The sequence below is a fragment of the Mycobacterium sp. C31M genome, from assembly GCF_053345865.1.
The window spans coordinates 411,034-428,247 of sequence record NZ_JBKFAX010000004.1; the positions used below are offsets into that span (position 1 = coordinate 411,034).

17 protein-coding genes and 1 pseudogene are annotated in these 17,214 nt (G+C 67.4%); 17 read left to right on the forward strand and 1 reads right to left on the reverse strand.

What is annotated here, in order from left to right; genetic code table 11:
• The first annotated feature begins 90 nt into the window (after positions 1–90).
• The 8 genes and pseudogenes from ACLBYA_RS09050 to trmD all read left to right on the forward strand — a co-directional run bounded on the left by ACLBYA_RS09050 (position 91) and on the right by trmD (position 7,438).
• The gene (locus ACLBYA_RS09050; protein ID WP_447709035.1) at positions 91–1,893 is read left to right on the forward strand and encodes an N-acetylglutaminylglutamine amidotransferase; all 1,803 of its coding nucleotides are present in this window, start codon (positions 91–93) and stop codon (positions 1,891–1,893) included.
• Positions 1,890–3,605 carry an N-acetylglutaminylglutamine synthetase gene (ngg, locus tag ACLBYA_RS09055; protein ID WP_447709036.1) on the forward strand — a complete coding sequence of 572 codons (1,716 nt, stop codon included), beginning with the start codon at positions 1,890–1,892 and terminating at the stop codon, positions 3,603–3,605. Before ACLBYA_RS09050 ends, ngg begins: the two co-directional genes overlap by 4 nt.
• 68 nt (positions 3,606–3,673) lie before the next feature.
• On the forward strand, positions 3,674–4,897 hold the full coding sequence (locus ACLBYA_RS09060; protein WP_447709087.1) for an osmoprotectant NAGGN system M42 family peptidase: 1,224 nt from the start codon (positions 3,674–3,676) through the stop codon (positions 4,895–4,897).
• 17 nt (positions 4,898–4,914) lie between these two features.
• Positions 4,915–5,346: a nuclear transport factor 2 family protein gene (locus tag ACLBYA_RS09065; RefSeq protein ID WP_447709037.1), complete on the forward strand. Its 432-nt coding sequence runs from the start codon at positions 4,915–4,917 to the stop codon at positions 5,344–5,346.
• Positions 5,347–5,509: 163 nt separating this feature from the next.
• Positions 5,510–5,954 (forward strand): annotated as a pseudogene (gene rpsP, locus ACLBYA_RS09070) (30S ribosomal protein S16); the annotation flags it as partial.
• Positions 5,955–5,961: 7 nt separating this feature from the next.
• Entirely contained in the window at positions 5,962–6,204 is a 243-nt protein-coding gene (locus ACLBYA_RS09075; protein WP_024450383.1) for an RNA-binding protein, read from the forward strand.
• A gap of 3 nt (positions 6,205–6,207) precedes the next feature.
• Positions 6,208–6,735: a ribosome maturation factor RimM gene (gene rimM / locus ACLBYA_RS09080; protein ID WP_447709038.1), complete on the forward strand. Its 528-nt coding sequence runs from the start codon at positions 6,208–6,210 to the stop codon at positions 6,733–6,735.
• Positions 6,736–6,739: 4 nt separating this feature from the next.
• Complete coding sequence (gene trmD, locus ACLBYA_RS09085) at positions 6,740–7,438, forward strand: tRNA (guanosine(37)-N1)-methyltransferase TrmD (RefSeq protein ID WP_447709039.1); 699 nt, start codon at positions 6,740–6,742, stop codon at positions 7,436–7,438.
• A gap of 85 nt (positions 7,439–7,523) precedes the next feature.
• On the opposite strand, the gene ACLBYA_RS09090 is transcribed toward trmD, so the two are convergent.
• Positions 7,524–8,465 carry a hypothetical protein gene (locus tag ACLBYA_RS09090; protein ID WP_447709040.1) on the reverse strand — a complete coding sequence of 314 codons (942 nt, stop codon included), beginning with the start codon at positions 8,463–8,465 and terminating at the stop codon, positions 7,524–7,526.
• A gap of 302 nt (positions 8,466–8,767) precedes the next feature.
• Between ACLBYA_RS09090 and rplS the strand changes: the two genes are divergently transcribed.
• From rplS to ACLBYA_RS09135, 9 genes are all read left to right on the forward strand, one after another.
• A complete protein-coding gene (rplS, locus tag ACLBYA_RS09095; RefSeq protein WP_447709041.1) occupies positions 8,768–9,109 on the forward strand; it encodes a 50S ribosomal protein L19 in 342 nt (113 codons plus the stop codon).
• Positions 9,110–9,161: 52 nt separating this feature from the next.
• Positions 9,162–9,986, forward strand: a complete 825-nt coding sequence (lepB, locus tag ACLBYA_RS09100) for a signal peptidase I (RefSeq protein WP_447709042.1) — start codon at positions 9,162–9,164, stop codon at positions 9,984–9,986.
• Between the two features lie 11 nt (positions 9,987–9,997).
• Positions 9,998–10,732, forward strand: a complete 735-nt coding sequence (locus ACLBYA_RS09105; RefSeq protein ID WP_447709043.1) for a ribonuclease HII — start codon at positions 9,998–10,000, stop codon at positions 10,730–10,732.
• Positions 10,729–11,034, forward strand: a complete 306-nt coding sequence (locus tag ACLBYA_RS09110) for a DUF2469 domain-containing protein (protein WP_019511324.1) — start codon at positions 10,729–10,731, stop codon at positions 11,032–11,034. Before ACLBYA_RS09105 ends, ACLBYA_RS09110 begins: the two co-directional genes overlap by 4 nt.
• A 569-nt stretch (positions 11,035–11,603) precedes the next feature.
• Positions 11,604–13,595 carry a hypothetical protein gene (locus tag ACLBYA_RS09115; protein WP_447709044.1) on the forward strand — a complete coding sequence of 664 codons (1,992 nt, stop codon included), beginning with the start codon at positions 11,604–11,606 and terminating at the stop codon, positions 13,593–13,595.
• Positions 13,592–14,779 (forward strand): poly-gamma-glutamate synthase PgsB, encoded by a 1,188-nt coding sequence (pgsB, locus tag ACLBYA_RS09120; RefSeq protein ID WP_447709045.1) that lies wholly within the window; start codon positions 13,592–13,594, stop codon positions 14,777–14,779. Before ACLBYA_RS09115 ends, pgsB begins: the two co-directional genes overlap by 4 nt.
• Positions 14,773–15,255 (forward strand): poly-gamma-glutamate biosynthesis protein PgsC/CapC, encoded by a 483-nt coding sequence (locus ACLBYA_RS09125; protein ID WP_447709046.1) that lies wholly within the window; start codon positions 14,773–14,775, stop codon positions 15,253–15,255. The genes pgsB and ACLBYA_RS09125 overlap by 7 nt, the downstream gene beginning before the upstream one ends.
• A gap of 28 nt (positions 15,256–15,283) precedes the next feature.
• Entirely contained in the window at positions 15,284–16,273 is a 990-nt protein-coding gene (locus tag ACLBYA_RS09130) for a hypothetical protein (RefSeq protein WP_447709047.1), read from the forward strand.
• Positions 16,270–17,190 carry a hypothetical protein gene (locus ACLBYA_RS09135; protein ID WP_447709048.1) on the forward strand — a complete coding sequence of 307 codons (921 nt, stop codon included), beginning with the start codon at positions 16,270–16,272 and terminating at the stop codon, positions 17,188–17,190. The genes ACLBYA_RS09130 and ACLBYA_RS09135 overlap by 4 nt, the downstream gene beginning before the upstream one ends.
• Positions 17,191–17,214: the final 24 nt, after the last annotated feature.

Sequence of the window (17,214 nt, forward strand, 5' to 3'; positions counted from 1 at the left end):
CGACTCCAGAGGTTTGGGGAGGTCGCTGACCGGTAACGTAAGACCAGCGCGAACCAGAGTGGCCACAAACCTCCGAGGGGGACGAAAACAATGTGCGGCATCGCCGGCGAGATTGCTCGCGGACGGTCGGCAGATCTCGGCGCAGTCGCCGAGATGGCGCAAACAATGGTGCCGCGAGGCCCCGACAGCGGGGGTGTCTGGTCCCAGGACGGCATCGCCTTCGGGCACCGCCGGCTGGCCATTATCGATCTGTCCAGTCACGGTCACCAACCGATGCACGATCCCGAACTCGGGCTCACCGTCGCCTTCAACGGGTGCATCTACAACTACCCGCAACTGCGCCAGGAACTGCTCGGCAAGGGCTACCGGTTCTTCTCGCACAGCGACACCGAGGTCGTCCTCAAGGGTTACCGCGAGTGGGGCGACCGGGTCGTGGAGCACCTCTACGGCATGTTCGCCTTCGCGATCACCGAGGTGGACAGCGGCCGGGTGCTGCTGGCGCGCGACCGGCTCGGCGTGAAACCGCTGTACTGGACCGAGACCGCCGACGCCTTCCGGTTCGCCTCCTCGCTACCCGCGCTCCTGGCCGCAGGCGGTGTCGACACCGACATCGACCCGGTTGCACTGCATCACTATCTGAGCTTCCACTCGGTGGTACCCGCCCCGCACACCATTCTGCGCGGGGTCAAGAAACTGCTCCCCGGCACCGTCATGACCATCGAACCGGACGGTAAACGTTCCGAGCACACCTACTGGGAGCCGGTGTTCGAGCGCGCGGCCGAACGCGCCGACTGGTCGGATACCGAATGGGAGGAGGCCATCCTCGCGTCGTTGCGCACCGCGGTGGAGCGCCGCCTGGTCGCCGACGTCCCGGTCGGTTGCCTGCTCTCCGGTGGTCTGGACTCCAGCCTGATCGTCGGCCTGCTCGCCGAGGCCGGTCAGCACGGCCTGGCCACCTTCTCCATCGGCTTCGAGGCCGCCGGTGGCGAGGAAGGTGACGAGTTCAAGTACTCCGACGTCATCGCCCGGCACTACGGCACCGATCACCATCAGATCCGCATCGACACCGCCCGCATGCTGCCCGCGCTCGGCGGGACGATCGGCGCGATGAGCGAGCCGATGATGAGCCACGACTGCGTCGCCTTCTACCTGCTGTCCCAGGAGGTCAGCAAGCACGTCAAGGTGGTGCAGTCCGGGCAGGGCGCCGACGAGATCTTCGCCGGTTACCACTGGTACCCGCCGATGGCCCACGCGCCCGACGGGGATCCGGCCGCCGCGCTGGCCAGCTATCGGCAGGCCTTCTTCGACCGCGACCACACCGCACTGAACACGCTGGTGGCGCCGTCGTGGCGGCTGGACGCCGATATCGCCGGTGATTTCGTGCTCGACCATTTCGCGCATCCGGGGGCGGCGACCGCCACCGACCGGGCACTGCGGCTGGACACCACCGTCATGCTGGTCGACGATCCGGTCAAGCGCGTCGACAACATGACGATGGCGTGGGGACTGGAGGGCCGGGTGCCCTTCCTCGACCATGAGCTCGTCGAGCTGGCCGCGACCTGCCCACCGCACCTCAAGACCGCATACGATGGCAAGGGTGTGCTCAAGGAGGCCGCCCGCAAGGTCATCCCGCACGAGGTCATCGATCGCCCCAAGGGGTACTTCCCGGTGCCGGCCCTCAAGCACCTGGTCGGGCCGTATCTGGACCTGGTGCGCGATGCCCTGCACAGCGACGGCGCCCGCGCCCGCGGCCTGTTCAACCCGGCCGAGGTCGACCGCCTGCTCGCCGATCCGAACGGTTACCACACCCCACTTCGGGGTAACCCGCTGTGGCAACTCGGTCTGCTGGAACTCTGGCTGGCGCACCACGTGGATGGGGTAGGAAACGCATGACCCTGCATAAGCCGACCTTGCAGAAAGAAGTCGTGCAGGACCTCGGCTGGGGTCGGCTGGTGTTCGGCCAGACCTTCGACGACCCGGGGGAGCTGGGCACCGCGCTGCGTGCCGAGGCCAGTGGCCGCCGCGATATCGGGATGTACCTGGAGGCGCCGCATGTCTTCGTCGCCCTCAACCCGCAGGAATTTTTCATCGACCCGAGCTTCACCTACCGCCTGGATCTCACACAGCCGCTGGCCTACCGGCCCGCCGACCTGCCCGGGGTGACGGTGCGCCCGGTGCAGTCGATGGCCGACTGCGCCGCGATCAACGAGATCTACCTGCAGTGTCGGATGGTGCCCGCCGATGTCGACCTGATGTGGCACAACAGCCAGGCCGAACCGCACATGATCTACCTGGTGGCCGTCGACGAGCACACCGGAGCGGTGGTCGGCACCGTCACCGGAATCGACCACGCCCAACTGTTCGACGATCCGGAGAACGGGTCCAGCCTGTGGTGCCTGGCGGTCAGCCCCACCCTGTGTCGGCCGGGTGCCGGCGGACTGCTGGTGCGTTCACTGGTCGAGGAGTTCATCCGCCGCGGCCGGGCCCAGATGGACCTGTCGGTGCTGCACGACAACGAGGGCGCCATCGCGCTCTACGAACGGATGGGTTTCGAGCGTGTCCCCGAGCTCGGCGTGAAGCGCAAGAACGCGATCAACGAACGGTTGTTCGCGCCCGCACAACCCGAAGAAGAACTGGCACAGCTCAATCCGTACGCCCGCATCATCGCCGACGAGGCGATCCTGCGGGGTATCGCCGTGCAGGTCCTCGATGCGCAGGGCGGCTATCTGAAGATGACCCACGGTGGCACCAGCGTCGTCACCCGGGAGTCGCTCTCGGAGTTGACGAATGCCGTGGCGATGAGCCGCTGCGACGACAAGCGCATTGCCCGCAAGGTCGTCGGCGAGGCCGGAATCGTTGTGCCGCAAGGGGTGAACGCCACCTTCGGCGAAGACGACCACCGGTTCCTGGCAAGGGTCGGCTCCGTGGTGGTCAAACCGGCACGTGGCGAGCAGGGCAACGGCATCACCGTTGGGGTCACCCGCCACGACGAGCTGGACCGGGCCTTGCAGGTGGCCAGCAAGAACTGTCCGGATGTGTTGATCGAAGAGCGTTGCGCCGGTGAGGATCTGCGCATCGTGGTGATCAACGGCAAGGTCATCGCGGCGGCGGTGCGGCGCCCACCGGAGATCGTCGGCACCGGCAAACACACGATCGGTGACCTCATCGAGGCGCAGAGCCGCCGGCGTGCGGCCGCCACCCACGGTGAATCGAAGATCCCGCTGGACTCGGTCACCGAGGACACCGTGCGGGAAGCGGGTTGGGACCTCGGTGATGTGCTGCCGGCCAACGAACGGCTGATCGTGCGGCACACCGCCAACCTGCACACCGGCGGCACCATCCTGGACGTCACCGACGACCTGAACCCGGTGCTGGCCAAGGTCTCCGTCGACGCCGCCGACGCCATCGGGATCCCGGTCACCGGTATCGACCTGATGGTGCCCTCGGTCGCCGGTGAAGAGTACGTCTTCATCGAGGCCAACGAGCGGCCCGGATTGGCCAACCACGAACCGCGCCCGACGGCGCAGGCGTTCGTGGATCTACTCTTCCCCCGTACCGCGGCGACGCCCTGGGCCTGGCAGCCCGATCCCGTCGATCAGGGCTAGTTCCTGCGTGGTCGCTGTCGCGCTGTTCCATTGCTTGAGAAGGAGGCGTTTTGTCCAAACGTGCAGTCATGCCGGAGGCCACCCGGGCGTGGATGATCGACACGCTGCTGGGACTGCTGCAGACCCCGAGCCCGTCGGGCCGCACCGATGCCGTCATGCAGCTGATCGGCGACACTCTCAACGAACTGGGCCTGCCGTTCACCCTGACCCGCCGCGGCGCGCTGACCGCCGAGCTGCCCGGTGAGTCCAAGACCACCGACCGTGCGGTCGTCGTGCACGCCGACACCATCGGGTGCATGGTCCGCGACCTCAAGGACAACGGTCGCCTGGAACTCATCCCGGTGGGCACCTTCTCGGCGCGGTTCGCGACCGGTGCGCGGGTGCGGATCTTCACCGACGACGCGGACGAGTTCTTCACCGGAACCGTGATGCCGCTCAAGGCCTCCGGCCATGCCTTCGGCGATGCGATCGACACCCAGCCCACCGAGTGGGAGCACGTCGAGGTCCGCATCGACCGCAAGGTCGGCACCCGTGCGGATCTGCAGAAGCTCGGCTTCAACGTCGGCGACTTCGTCGCACTGATCGCCGCGCCGGAACTGACCGCCGACGGTTACATCGTCTCGCGACACCTCGACGGCAAGGCCGGTGTGGCCGTCGCGCTGGCGCTGGCCAAGACCGTCGCCGAGGAAAAGATCGTGCTGCCGCACAAGACCACCATCATGGTGACCATCACCGAGGAGGTCGGCCACGGCGCCAGCCATGGCCTGGACCCCGACGTCGCCGAACTGGTGTCGGTGGACAACGCGGTGTGCGCGCCGGGGCAGCACTCCCTCGAGGACGGCGTGACCATCCCGATGGCCGATCTGCACGGGCCGTTCGACTATCACCTGACCCGCAAGCTGTGCCGGCTGGCCGATGAGCGCCGAATTCCCTACGCGCGCGATATCTTCCGGTTCTACCGCTCGGATGCTGCCGCGGCGATCGAGGCCGGCGCCAACACCCGTGCCGCGCTCGTCGGGTTCGGTCTGGACGGCAGTCACGGCTGGGAGCGCACCCACATCGACTCGCTGGAAGGTGTGTACAACCTGCTGTTTGCCTGGTTGCAGACCCCGCTGACCTTCGCCAAATGGGATGCCAAGCCGACCGGCAAGTTGCGCGACTTCCCGTCGTCCAAACAGCCCGCACCGACCGAGCAGTGGGTGCCGCTGTCGCGCGGCGAGCACGCCGAGCCGGGGGAGTGGTCCGGCGATCACTGGCCGCCTTCGGAGGGTCCGGTAGGGCCGTCCGTCTGAGTGGTTCAATCGAGAACGTGCTGAGCCTCGAAGAGATCTCCGACCGTCTCGAAATCCAGCAGCTGCTCGTCGCGTACTCGACGGCGATCGACAACCGCCGCTTCGACGACCTCGATCAGGTGTTCACCGCGGATGCCTATATCGACTACCGCGCCATGGGCGGGGTTGACGGGCATTTCCCGGAGGTGAAGGCCTGGCTGTCCCAGGTGCTGCCGAACTTCCCGGCGTATGCCCACATGCTGGGCAACTTCGATGTCCGGATCTTGCGTGATCCGGCTGGGGACACCGCGACTTCGCGCACGCTGTGCTTCAACCCGATGGTGTTGGGCGGTGACGACGGGCAGGTGCTGTTCTGCGGCCTCTGGTACGACGACGAGTTCATCCGCACCGCCGAGGGGTGGCGGATGACCAAGCGTGTCGAGCAGAAATGCTTCGACCGGGTGGTGTAGCCGGGATTTGGGCAGGCCATACCCGCTCTGGCACAATGGGCGGCTGTCCGTTCGCGACCCGTTAGATGCGCCGCGCGGCGGTCACACACGTAAGGCAAAACCGGATCCCGGCACTCCCGCCGGAGATCGCCGAATTGCAGCGTGGCAAGCACAGGAGTGATTCATGGCTGTCAAAATCAAGCTCACCCGTCTGGGCAAGATCCGCAATCCCCAGTACCGCATCTCCGTCGCCGACGCGCGTAACCGCCGCGACGGCCGCTCCATCGAGGTCATCGGCCGCTACCACCCGAAGGAAGAGCCGAGCCTGATCGAGATCGACTCGGAGCGCGCGCAGTACTGGCTGGGCGTCGGCGCCCAGCCCACCGAGCCCGTTCTCGCGCTGCTGAAGATCACCGGTGACTGGCAGAAGTTCAAGGGCCTGCCGGGCGCCGAGGGCACCCTGAAGGTCAAGGAGCCCAAGCCGTCCAAGCTGGATCTGTTCAACGCCGCGCTGGCCGCTGCCGATGACGCCCCGTCCGGCCAGGCCGTGACCCAGAAGAAGAAGAAGGCCCCCAAGGCCGAGGAAGGCGCGGCGGCTGCTGAGGCCCCGGCCGCAGCCGAAGAGTCCGCCGCCGAATGAGCTCCGTCGTCGTCGACGCCGTAGAGCACCTGGTGCGCGGGATCGTCGACAACCCCGACGATGTCCGGGTCGACTTGGTCACCAACCGGCGCGGCCGGACCGTCGAGGTGCACGTTCACCCCGATGACCTGGGCAAGGTCATCGGCCGTGGCGGTCGGACCGCCACCGCGCTGCGCACGCTGGTCGCCGGTATCGGCGGTCGCGGTATCCGCGTCGACGTGGTGGACACCGACCAGTAAGCCATGGAGCTGGTCATCGGACGGGTCGCCAAGGCACACGGTGTCACCGGCGAGATCGTCGTGGAGGTCCGTACCGATGATCCCGCGGAGCGCTTCGCCCCGGGTGCGTCGCTGCGCGGCCGCAAGCCGCGCGGCGGTCCGGAACGGACCTATCAGATCGAGACGGTGCGTGAGCACGCCGGTCGACTGCTGGTGCGGTTGACCGGCGTCGCCGACCGCAACGCCGCCGACGAGATGCGCGGCACGTTGTTCCTGGTCGATTCTGGGGATCTGCCCGCCATAGACGACCCCGACGAGTTCTACGACCATCAGCTCGAAGGGCTCGCGGTGCGCACCGTCGACGGCACCGCGGTGGGCACGGTCGGTGAGGTGCTGCATACCGCCGCGGGCGAATTGCTGTCGGTGAAAACCCCCGAGGGCACCGAGATCCTGGTTCCGTTCGTCAGCGCGATCGTCACCGCGGTCTCGCTGGCCGACGGCACCGTCGAGATCGACCCGCCCGACGGTCTGCTCAACATCGAAGACGTGTAGCGCCATGCGGCTCGACGTCATCACGATCTTCCCCGCCTATCTCGACGCGTTGCAGCAGGCATTGCCGGGCAAGGCAATTGCGTCGGGCATCATCGGCCTCGGGGTGCACGACCTGCGGGAGTGGACCCACGATGTGCACCGCTCGGTGGACGACTCGCCGTACGGTGGCGGCCCGGGCATGGTGATGAAGGCACCGATCTGGGGTGCCGCGCTGGACGATATCTGCACACCCGAAACTCTTTTGGTGGTGCCGACCCCGGCGGGCCGGCCGTTCACCCAGGCCACCGCGCAGCGCTGGAGCACCGAGTCGCATCTGGTGTTCGCGTGCGGGCGTTACGAGGGCATCGATCAGCGGGTCGCCGATGACGCCACCCGGCGGATGCGGGTCGAAGAGGTCTCGATCGGCGATTACGTGCTGGCCGGCGGCGAATCCGCAGCCCTGGTGATGATCGAGGCGGTCGTCCGTCTGATCCCCGATGTGCTGGGCAATCCGGCGTCGCACCAGGAGGATTCGCATTCCGACGGTCTGCTCGAAGGACCGAGCTTCACGCGGCCACCGGTGTGGCGCGAGCTGGAGGTCCCGCCCGTGCTGCTGTCCGGGGACCACGCCAAGATCGTGGCCTGGCGACGCGAGCAGTCGCTGCAGCGCACCCGGGAACGTCGGCCAGATCTGTTGCCGGATGACCGGGTCGACGGCGTGTAGGTCCCGCTGAGGTACGTGAGTTCAGCCGAGTCGCTGACGGTGCCGAGTTGGCTCACACCAGGTAGGTGGCATGAGCCGGCCGGACCTACAGGTGGCCACCAGGGAAGATGGTGTGCACCGCATCGGTGATGGTCTGGCGGGCCTCGTCCGCCCCGGCGGCCTGCATCGAGCTGATCGCCATCACGTAGCGGCGGTCGGGCCCGATGACGCCGGTGGACAGATGCATCCAGTCGGCGCCGACACAGCACATCCAGCCCTGCTTGACCGCGACCGGCTCACCCGGGATTCCCTCGGGGATGCCGAACCGCTGCGGATACACCCCGCCGGGCACCATGCCGTCCGGTGCGGTCGGGGTGGATTGCGCAAGGTTGGCCAGGATGATCGCCGCCCGTTCCGGCGGGAGCCCACCGGAACCGGCGAGCAGCTTGTCGTAATAGCGGACCAGATCGGTGACGGTGCTGATGGTGTTGAACCAGCGGCCGTTCCCCGGGGCCGTCGTCGAGGACAGCGCGTACCGGCCGGCGACCCGTTCGACGATCTCGCTGCCACCGCTGCGATTCCAGAACACCTCGGCGGCGCTGTCATCAGATGAGCGAAGCATCACATCGAGCATGACGCGATCCTCGGGGCTCAGCTCGGTCTCGCCGTTGGCCTCCTGCAGCAGCAGATCATCGGCGATGAACAGTTTGACCACCGACGCGATCGCGATGGTGTTGACGACGCCGTTGGTCACCAGTTGACCGGTCTTTCGGTCGAGCACCGCGACCGTGAGGTCTGCACCTGCGGCGGCGGCGTCGGCGCTGGCCTCGGTGACCCGGCCCTGCAGGCCGTCGAAGGTGGCGGCCGGCTGAGCGGGCGGCGCCTCGGGCAGCGGTGCCGATGTCGCCAGTGGCGCGACGACGGTGAGCTGCGGGGCGGCCGGCGAGGCCGGCGCGGCGCTGTAGCTCCTGGCCTCGCACCCGGCGACCAACGTCGCGGTACACGCCGCCACCAGGGCCACCAGTCGTGCATGCGATGGCCGTGGCATGGGCTCCTCCAGGTGATTGCGGGGCGGGCAGTCCCGGCCACGATGACAAGACTTCTACCCCTGTTGTCTGTAGCCTAACCACCGAGGCAGCAGGCTGCCGGACGGGCAGTCGGGCGTTTCACAGAGCGATCGGGACGCGATTTCGCCTGCTGGCCCTTGTCTGGCACAATTGAGCAGTCGTCTGCGCAGGGTCACCCCCTGCTGCCTGGCACACACAGTCAGATCCGCCCGAATACGTCGGCTCGGCTGCGCGAACACTGCGCCGCCCACGAAGAGCCGCCAACAGCAAGGAAGAGTCACCGATGAACACGCTTGACTTCGTCGACCAGGCGTCGCTGCGCGACGATATCCCGGCTTTCGGCCCCGGCGACACCGTCAACGTGCACGTCAAGGTCATCGAGGGTTCCAAGGAGCGCATCCAGGTCTTCAAGGGTGTCGTGATCCGTCGCCAGGGTGGCGGCGTCCGCGAGACCTTCACCGTGCGCAAGGAGAGCTACGGCGTCGGCGTCGAGCGGACCTTCCCGGTGCACTCGCCCAACATCGACCACATCGATGTCGCCACCCGCGGTGACGTTCGTCGCGCCAAGCTGTACTACCTGCGCGAACTGCGCGGCAAGAAGGCGAAGATCAAGGAAAAGCGCTGACGCTTGCGCCGGGTCTCGGCCTCTCTTCAGCCTCGCTGGCTACCCTGATGCCGTGACCGACGACGCCGAGGACACCGCGACGCCCGAACAGGGCACCGACACCGACGGTGACGAGCAGCAGGAGCCGAAGAAGAAAAAGGGCGGCGCCCTCCGCGAGGGTGCCATCCTGGTCACCATCGCGCTGGTGCTCTATTACGTGATGCTGACCTTTGTCGCGCGTCCGTACCTGATTCCTTCGGAGTCGATGCAGCCGACATTGCACGGCTGCCCGGGCTGCGTCGGTGACCGGATCATGGTCGACAAGCTGACCTACCGGTTCACCGAGCCCGAGCCCGGCGATGTCGTCGTCTTCAAGGGCCCGCCCAACTGGAACATCGGCTACAAGTCGATCCGCTCCGACAACACCGCGATCCGGTGGGTGCAGAACGCGCTGTCCGTCGTCGGTTTCGTCCCGCCGGATGAGAACGACCTGGTCAAGCGCGTCATCGCGGTCGGCGGTCAGACGGTGCAGTGCCGCGCCGCGACCGGGCTGACCGTCGACGGTAAGAAGCTCAACGAGCCGTACCTCGATTCCACCACCATGAACGCCGACACCGAGATCTACCCGTGCCTGGGCAATGAGTTCGGCCCGGTGACGGTGCCCGAGGGCAAGCTGTGGGTGATGGGTGACAACCGCACCCACTCCGCGGATTCGCGGTCGCGGTGCTCGAATCTGCCGCAGGACGCCCAACGTGGGCTGATCTGCACCGGTGACCCGGAGGCGGGAACCATTCCCGTCGACAACGTCATCGGCAAGGCGCGGTTCATCGCGTGGCCGCCCGGCAGGTGGGGCGGCGTGAGCAGCGTGAACCCGCAGACGGCCCCGCAGGCCGACTAGGAGTCGGTGCCTTGCCGGCAAGCTGGCCGCCCAGAACCGTGATCCGCAGGTCCGGTCTGCGCACCCTGGAATCGGCGCTGTACCGCAGCGGGTTGGGGCCGGTGGCCGGGGTTGACGAGGTCGGTCGCGGCGCCTGTGCGGGACCGCTGGTGGTGGCGGCTTGCGTGCTGGGCCCCAACCGGCTCACCAGCCTTGCCGCGCTGGATGATTCGAAGAAACTCAACGAGGCCGAGCGTGAGCGGCTGTTCCCGCTGATCCGGCGGTACGCGCTGGCCTATCACGTGGTGTTCATTCCGTCGGTGGAGGTGGATCGCCGCGGGGTGCACCACGCCAATATCGAAGGTATGCGCCGCGCGGTGGCCGGACTGCCGCTGCGACCCGGCTATGTGCTCTCCGACGGCTTCCGGGTGCCGGGGCTGCCGATGCCGTCACTGCCGGTGATCGGCGGAGACGCCGCGGCGGCCTGTATCGCGGCTGCCAGCGTGCTGGCCAAGGTCAGCCGGGACCGGCTGATGGTGGCCATGGACGCCGATCACCCCGGATACGGCTTCGCCGAGCACAAGGGGTACAGCACCGCCGCCCATATGGCCGCCCTTGAGCGGCACGGTCCGTCCAGCGAGCATCGCCATTCCTTTGCGAACGTGCGAAGAGTTACCGGTACGGATGCCGCGGTGTCGCGGTTGGATGTGACGGCGGCGTGGGGAATGATGGAACCCAACCTAGACGAAGGACAGCAGAGCAGATGAGTGCCGAGGATCTCGAGAAGTACGAAACCGAGATGGAGCTCTCGCTGTACCGCGAGTACAAGGACATCGTCGGGCAGTTCAGCTACGTCGTGGAGACCGAGCGCCGGTTCTATCTGGCCAACAGTGTCGAGATGGTGCCCCGCAATGCCGACGGTGAGGTCTACTTCGAGCTGCGTCTGGCCGATGCGTGGGTGTGGGATATGTACCGACCCGCCCGCTTTGTCAAACAGGTCCGGGTGATCACCTTCAAGGACGTCAACATCGAAGAGGTCGAGAAGCCGGAGTTGCGGCTTCCCGACTGAGCATGGCCTGCGGGGCAATGCGCCCCGACATTGCCCAACGACGGTCGGCGTCCGGGGAAGCCGACGTGGACGTCGCGTCGCCCCTCTTGCGGGGCCAATGGCCCTGAACTGCACCGTCTTTCGGTCAGCCACCTTTTCTATCCGGCGATCCGCCGCGCGTTGACCGGCGGCGGCGGTGATCTTGTTGTAATCGAAAAGGGTTTGCCTTCAACTGGGTCGCAAAAGGTCGCTCAGCGTTACACAACGTGAGGTGACCCACAGTGCTTGAAAACGGTTGTGTTTGTGTGTTTATCGTGGCGTAACACCAACGAATTCGGCCCGTATCAACCAATTTCGCCGTTCTGGAGGTGAAACACTGTGCACTTTTCAGCATTTCGACCAGGTGCAACGCAACGAACAACGCCGTTCTGCGTACTGCGACCACGCCGCCACGGTGTGGAAGCAGGTACGCATAGGTGAGCCTGACGATCTCGACCGGCCAACCGGCGCCCACACAGGTGCCGCCGTCGAAACCGGAGCCACATGTCCATAGATTTCCGAGAACACGGAAGTTGTCCGGGGCCGGCGCAGTGCCGGCCTTTTTGCTGTTGATCGCCGCGCTGGCTGCCGGGACGCTGCTGCTGTTGCGGGCGCCCGTCGCGCCACATGTCGCCGAGACCGTGCCCGGGGAACTGCAGGGCGCCGCCAACCGGGTGGCCACGCAATACCTGGCAACCACCGACCGTCTGGTGCAGACCGCCGAGAACGATCGAGCGGCCATCGCGGCCAAGAGACGCGGTGCGCTGTTACGGCTGTCGCGTGCCAATCCCGATATCGACGGGCTGGCGTTGATCGACACCGCGTCACGTGCCGTCCTCACCAAGCGCGGCGACACCGTCGCGATCCCGCCCGCGCTGCCTTCCGAGCAGGACGGTGCCGTCGCCGCGGTCGTCGACGACGAACTGGTCATCGCCGTGGCGGTGTCACCACAACGAACACTGGTCGGCTCGTCGCCGGCGCGACCGCCCGCGGCCGCACCCGGACAGCGAGTCCTGATCACGCGTGCCGACGGTGCGGTGCTCGCCGAGTCGACCGGCCGCCCGGTTGTGCCCTCGACCATCACACAATCGGTCGCGATGACGGCCGCCCGAGGCGAAACCGATTTCGCCGTGGACGACTCGCGTCTGGCCGGGGCCGCCAACCGGGGGATACTCGCCATCCCGAACCGCTCCGATGCTCCGGATCACGTGGTTGCCGTGGGTGCAGCGCCGATCCGCGACGGCCTCTCCGTGCTGGTTGGCGGCGAGGTGCCGGTCACCTCGGCCGAGACGGTCAACCCGGGCCGCGCCGCGGCCGTTGCGGTGGCCCTCGGCGGTCTGGCGGCGGCCGCACTGTTGTACCTGTTGTTGGTGCGACCGGTGCGCAGGCTGCGCGCCGATGTCGACGGTGCGGTCGCCGACGTCGACGACGGCCGGATGCCCACCGGTCGCATCCGCCGATCCCGCCTGCGGCAGGTCGATCGCATCTCCGGTGCGATGATCGGCGTATTGCCCACTGCCGAAGGACATCTCGGCGATCGTCACAAGATCACCGTGCCCGGTACCGGACTGATCCTGGCCGCGGGCGCCGTCTTCGTCACGGCACTGACGGTGGCGTTCGCCGGAGTCGGCGTCCACGAGTCCGCCCGCACCGACACCCTCACCGAGCGCAGCAGGGTGACGGTGGAGGACACCGCGGACAGCCTGGAAAACGCCATGGCTACCGGTTTGGCCGCAGTACAGGCCACCGCGGTACCGAAAGTCGGTGACGTACGCGATGATTGGTCGGCCGCAACGGCGGTCTTGCGCGCTCAGCGCCCGGTGTTCCGGTCGGTCTACGTTCGGGCCGACACCGGCGAAATCGTTGCCGCCGCGGGTGAGGCACCGCTGGCAGAGGTGATTCCGCCGGCCGCGCTGGCACAGCTGAACACGTCCGGACCGCAGCCGATCGTCACCGCCGCCGAGCGTACCCCGGACGGAAAGTTCACCGTGGTGGGCGAATACGATGTGCGAGCCCTCAACGACATACTGCGACGGGCCGACAGCCCGACCGCGGTGTACGACGGCGGTGCCCGCACGGTGCTCGGCTCGGACGGCTATGTCTCGTTCAGCGAACTCGACGAGCCCGCACTGCGCCGTGTCGCCGCCGAATCCGGTCTGGCGCCCCGGGCCGACGTGCAGTCGGTCGCGGGCACCGATCAGCTGGTGGCCGCGCAACGCCTCGGGCAGACGGAGGTGACCGCCGCACTGGGCTGGACGGTTCTGCAGCACCGCGAGGTCACCGTTGCCCGCTATACCGTCGACCCGATCGGTCGCGCCGTCACCGTGATCGTCGGCGCCGCAGCGCTGCTGGTGCTCGGACTGCTGTGCTGGAGCTACCTGGCCATCATCCGGCCGCTCGGGTCGACCGAACGCTGGTTGACCGACATCGCCGCCAACCCCCGCCGTGCCCGCCCCGCCGGGCCACCACCGCGGCGGCTCGACGAGGTGGGCGCGGTGATGGCCGGCCTCGACCATTGTGTGAACCGAGGGGAGCGCCGATGAGCTTTCTGTTCAGCGTCTACCTGGCCGGTTGCACGATCATGTTGATCGCCGGCCTGCTGGAGCAGCGGGCACACCACCGCAGCCTGCACAGCATCCCGCAGCGCGTGGTGATCAACGGTATTCGTGGCAAGAGCTCGATAACCCGGCTCTGCGCCGGTGCGCTGCGCGGCGGCGGTGTCAGCACGGTCGCCAAGACCACCGGTACGGCCGCACGTTTCATCGGACCCGACGGCGTCGATCGGCCCATCTACCGGAAGTTCGGCATCGCCAACGTGATCGAACAGGTCGCGATCGTCCGCCGTGCTGCCGCCTACCGGCCCGATGCGTTGGTCATCGAGTGCATGGCCGTCCTGCCGGATCTGCAGGAGATCAACGAGCGCAAGCTGATCCACTCCACCATCTGTGTCATCTGCAACGTGCGCGAAGATCACCTGGCCGAGATGGGCCCGACACTTCCGGACATCGCCCGCTCCCTGTCGCGATCGATGCCGCGGGGCGGGGTGTGCATCACGGCCGAGAAGGAGCAGATCGCGGTGCTGCGCCAGCAGGCCAGGCGGCGCCGGTGCGAGCTCATCGAGGTCGACCCCGACGATATCGATGATGCGACGGTGGCCGCGTTTCCCTTCATCACCTTCAAGGAGAACATCGCCATCGCGATCGCCGTCGCCGGAATGTGTGGGGTCGAACGTGAATCGGCTCTGCGCGGCATGATCGAATCCGCGCCGGACCCCGGCACCGTCGCTGTCGACGAATACGACACCGGCGGCCGGCGCCTGCGATTCGCGAACCTGTTCGCTGCCAACGACCCCTCATCGACGATGATGAACATCGAGCAGCTGACCGAGCGTGGACTCATCGACCGTCCGCTGAACATCGTCATCAACTGCCGCCCCGACCGGGTCGAGCGCAACGGTCAGATGGGTGCGTTGACGGCCACCATCGACCCCGAGAAGATCATCCTGATCGGTGACCCGACCAGATCGGCACGGGTCGCGGTACCGCCCGAGTTGACGGATCGGATCCAGGATTTCGGCAGCCGCCCCGACTACGACGAGCTGCTGGGCGCGGTGGTCACCGATGACGGCCGGGGTTCGGTCGTGACCATCGGCAACATCCACGGTCAGGGCGAAGTGCTGCTCGACCATGTCCGCAAGCTCCCAGCACCCACGGAGGACGCATGCTGAACGGAACACTGGGACCCGAGGCCGCGACGATCGCACTGGCGATCGGACTGATGTTCGCCTTCGTGTGCTACCTGGTCACCAATCTGTCCCCGGGCGGGATGATCACCCCAGGGTGGCTGGCGGTGACCGTCACCGAAGATCCACGCAAGGTCATCGTCATCGCCGGGGTCACCGTGCTGACCTTCCTGTCGACGCTGGCGCTGCAACGTGGCGTGATCCTCTACGGCAAGCGCCTTTTCGCCGCCGTGATCATGGTCAGCGTGCTGTTCTCCACCGGGCTGTTCCTGCTGGTGCACAACGACTACCCGGTGCTGTTCGTGCACCAGACGCTGGGATTCATCATTCCCGGCCTGATCGCCTACCAGTTGGTCCGCCAGCCCCGCCTGGCCACCGTCGCGGGCACCACCGCGGTGAGTCTGGCCACCTACGGCGTGCTGGCCAGCGGGATCCTGCTGAATCTGGTGCCCACCGGCTGACCGATACGAAGGGAGAAGTCCATTGCGTATGACTGGGTTACATCAACGCACCATCAGGCAGATCGCCTTCACCGCGGCGGGCGTGCTGATCGGCGTCGGCGGCATGGCCAGCGGGGCGGTGCGAGACGAGACCGCCGCGGGGGCGGCAGGGCCGGCCGTCGAATCATTCTCGGCCGCTGTAGATCTGCGCTTCGAGCGGCAACCGGACCCGGCACGCACCACGGTGATCGACGGCACCGGTCGGGTCGTCGCCACCTTCACCGACGGGGCGCGCACCGTCAACCTGCTCGGGCCCAACCGCCGATTCAGTGAACCCGGGGGCGCAGCGGTGGCGTCCCAGACCTGGGTGCGCATGCTGTCGGCGCCGTGGGCGGCCGGGGACGAACACCAACCGTGGTTCCGGCCGTGGCTGGACGGTGCATTACGCGACCGCACACCGGATGTGCTGGCCGCGGCGACCGAGTACCTCCCCGGCCAACCCGTGCACCGCGATGCCCGCTTCGGAGGATTCGACACCGACGGCGACGGACGTGGTGAGCACGCTGACTTCTTCGACTATCTCGGCCAGACATGGACCTACGCCGACGGCCGGGTGAAGCAACCCGACCCGGCCCAACGCGGCGCCGTAGATGCGCCCGGGTTCGTGCGACTGGTATTCGGGCACCGCTCGGGTATGCCGGTGCGCGCCGACAGCGATGACGAAGCGGACGCCATTCCCCGCAGCGCCGATGACATCGCCACTAAGGGGCCGGGCGCGGTCGTCGTGCCCGACCGGCAGTCCAGGGTGACCCGATTCGGCGCCATCCAACCCGGTGATCTCGTGTTCTTCGACACCGATCCCGACCAGCGGACCGATGTTGTGGGTATCTACCTGGGGCGTGACGAGTCCGGCCACCTCCGGTTCATCGCCAGCCGTGCCGCCGCGGACGGACCCACCATGAGTGATGCGGGCGGAGCATCCACCCTCGACGGCAATGGCGACTATCCGTCCGGGTTCCGCAGCGTGAAGCGGCTGTGAGTGTCGGCCACGGGAAGTTGGACCGCCGTGCCATGTTGCGGGTGTTGACCGGTGCGGCGGCCGCCGGGATGTCGGCGGCCTGCGGCGCACGGGTGGAGCAGAACTCGACGCGAACGCTGGATCACGAGATCGACATGTTGACCGCGCGACTGAGCCCCCGGCAGCACTATCGTGCGCCCACCGATCCCGAGGCGCGGCGGGCGGTGCGCGGTGTCGAACAGTTGATATTCGGTGACATCGAGGCGGCACGAGGCCGATTCGCGCCATTGGGGTTCACGGTCGAGCAGTTGCACGACGCGCCCGCCCGACGTGACTGCCTGCTGGCCGCCGGGGAATCCGAGGGCCGGCGCACCTGGGGTCTGCTGGCGGTGCCGGCGGCGGACAACCGGCCCGGCACCCTGATCGAGGTGCCCCATCCGCGCGCCGACCGGGACACCGAAGGTATCGGTTTGCAGCTGTTCCGTGCGATACCGGACGCCGGACTGCTCGTCGCCGGGGCCCACCGCCGCGCCGCGAAGGGCACGGCCGATGTTGCGCATCAGCCGGATTCACTGTTCCATGCCATCGCCCAGGAATTCGGTCGCCAGGGTTCGATGCAACTTCAGCTGCACGGCTACGCCGACGAGAGCCTGCACGGAACCGATGTGGTGATCTCCAGCGGCCGGGCCAGGGTGGGGGAGCGCGCCCGCCGGCTCGCCGATGCGTTGGAGGGGATCGGACTCGATGTGTGCCGGGCCTGGCGCGACGGCTGTGGCGCACTGGAAGGCCGGACCAACGCCCAGGGCCGGACCGCGGGTCGGCACGATCTGGAGTTCGTGCACCTGGAGCTCAGCCATACGACACGGACGGATACCGCACGGTGCGAGGATCTTGTCGGTGCGGTCGCCGGTGTGCTAGGCGGCATCGGGAATAGGTGACCGCGGGCCCGGGTATGTACCTGT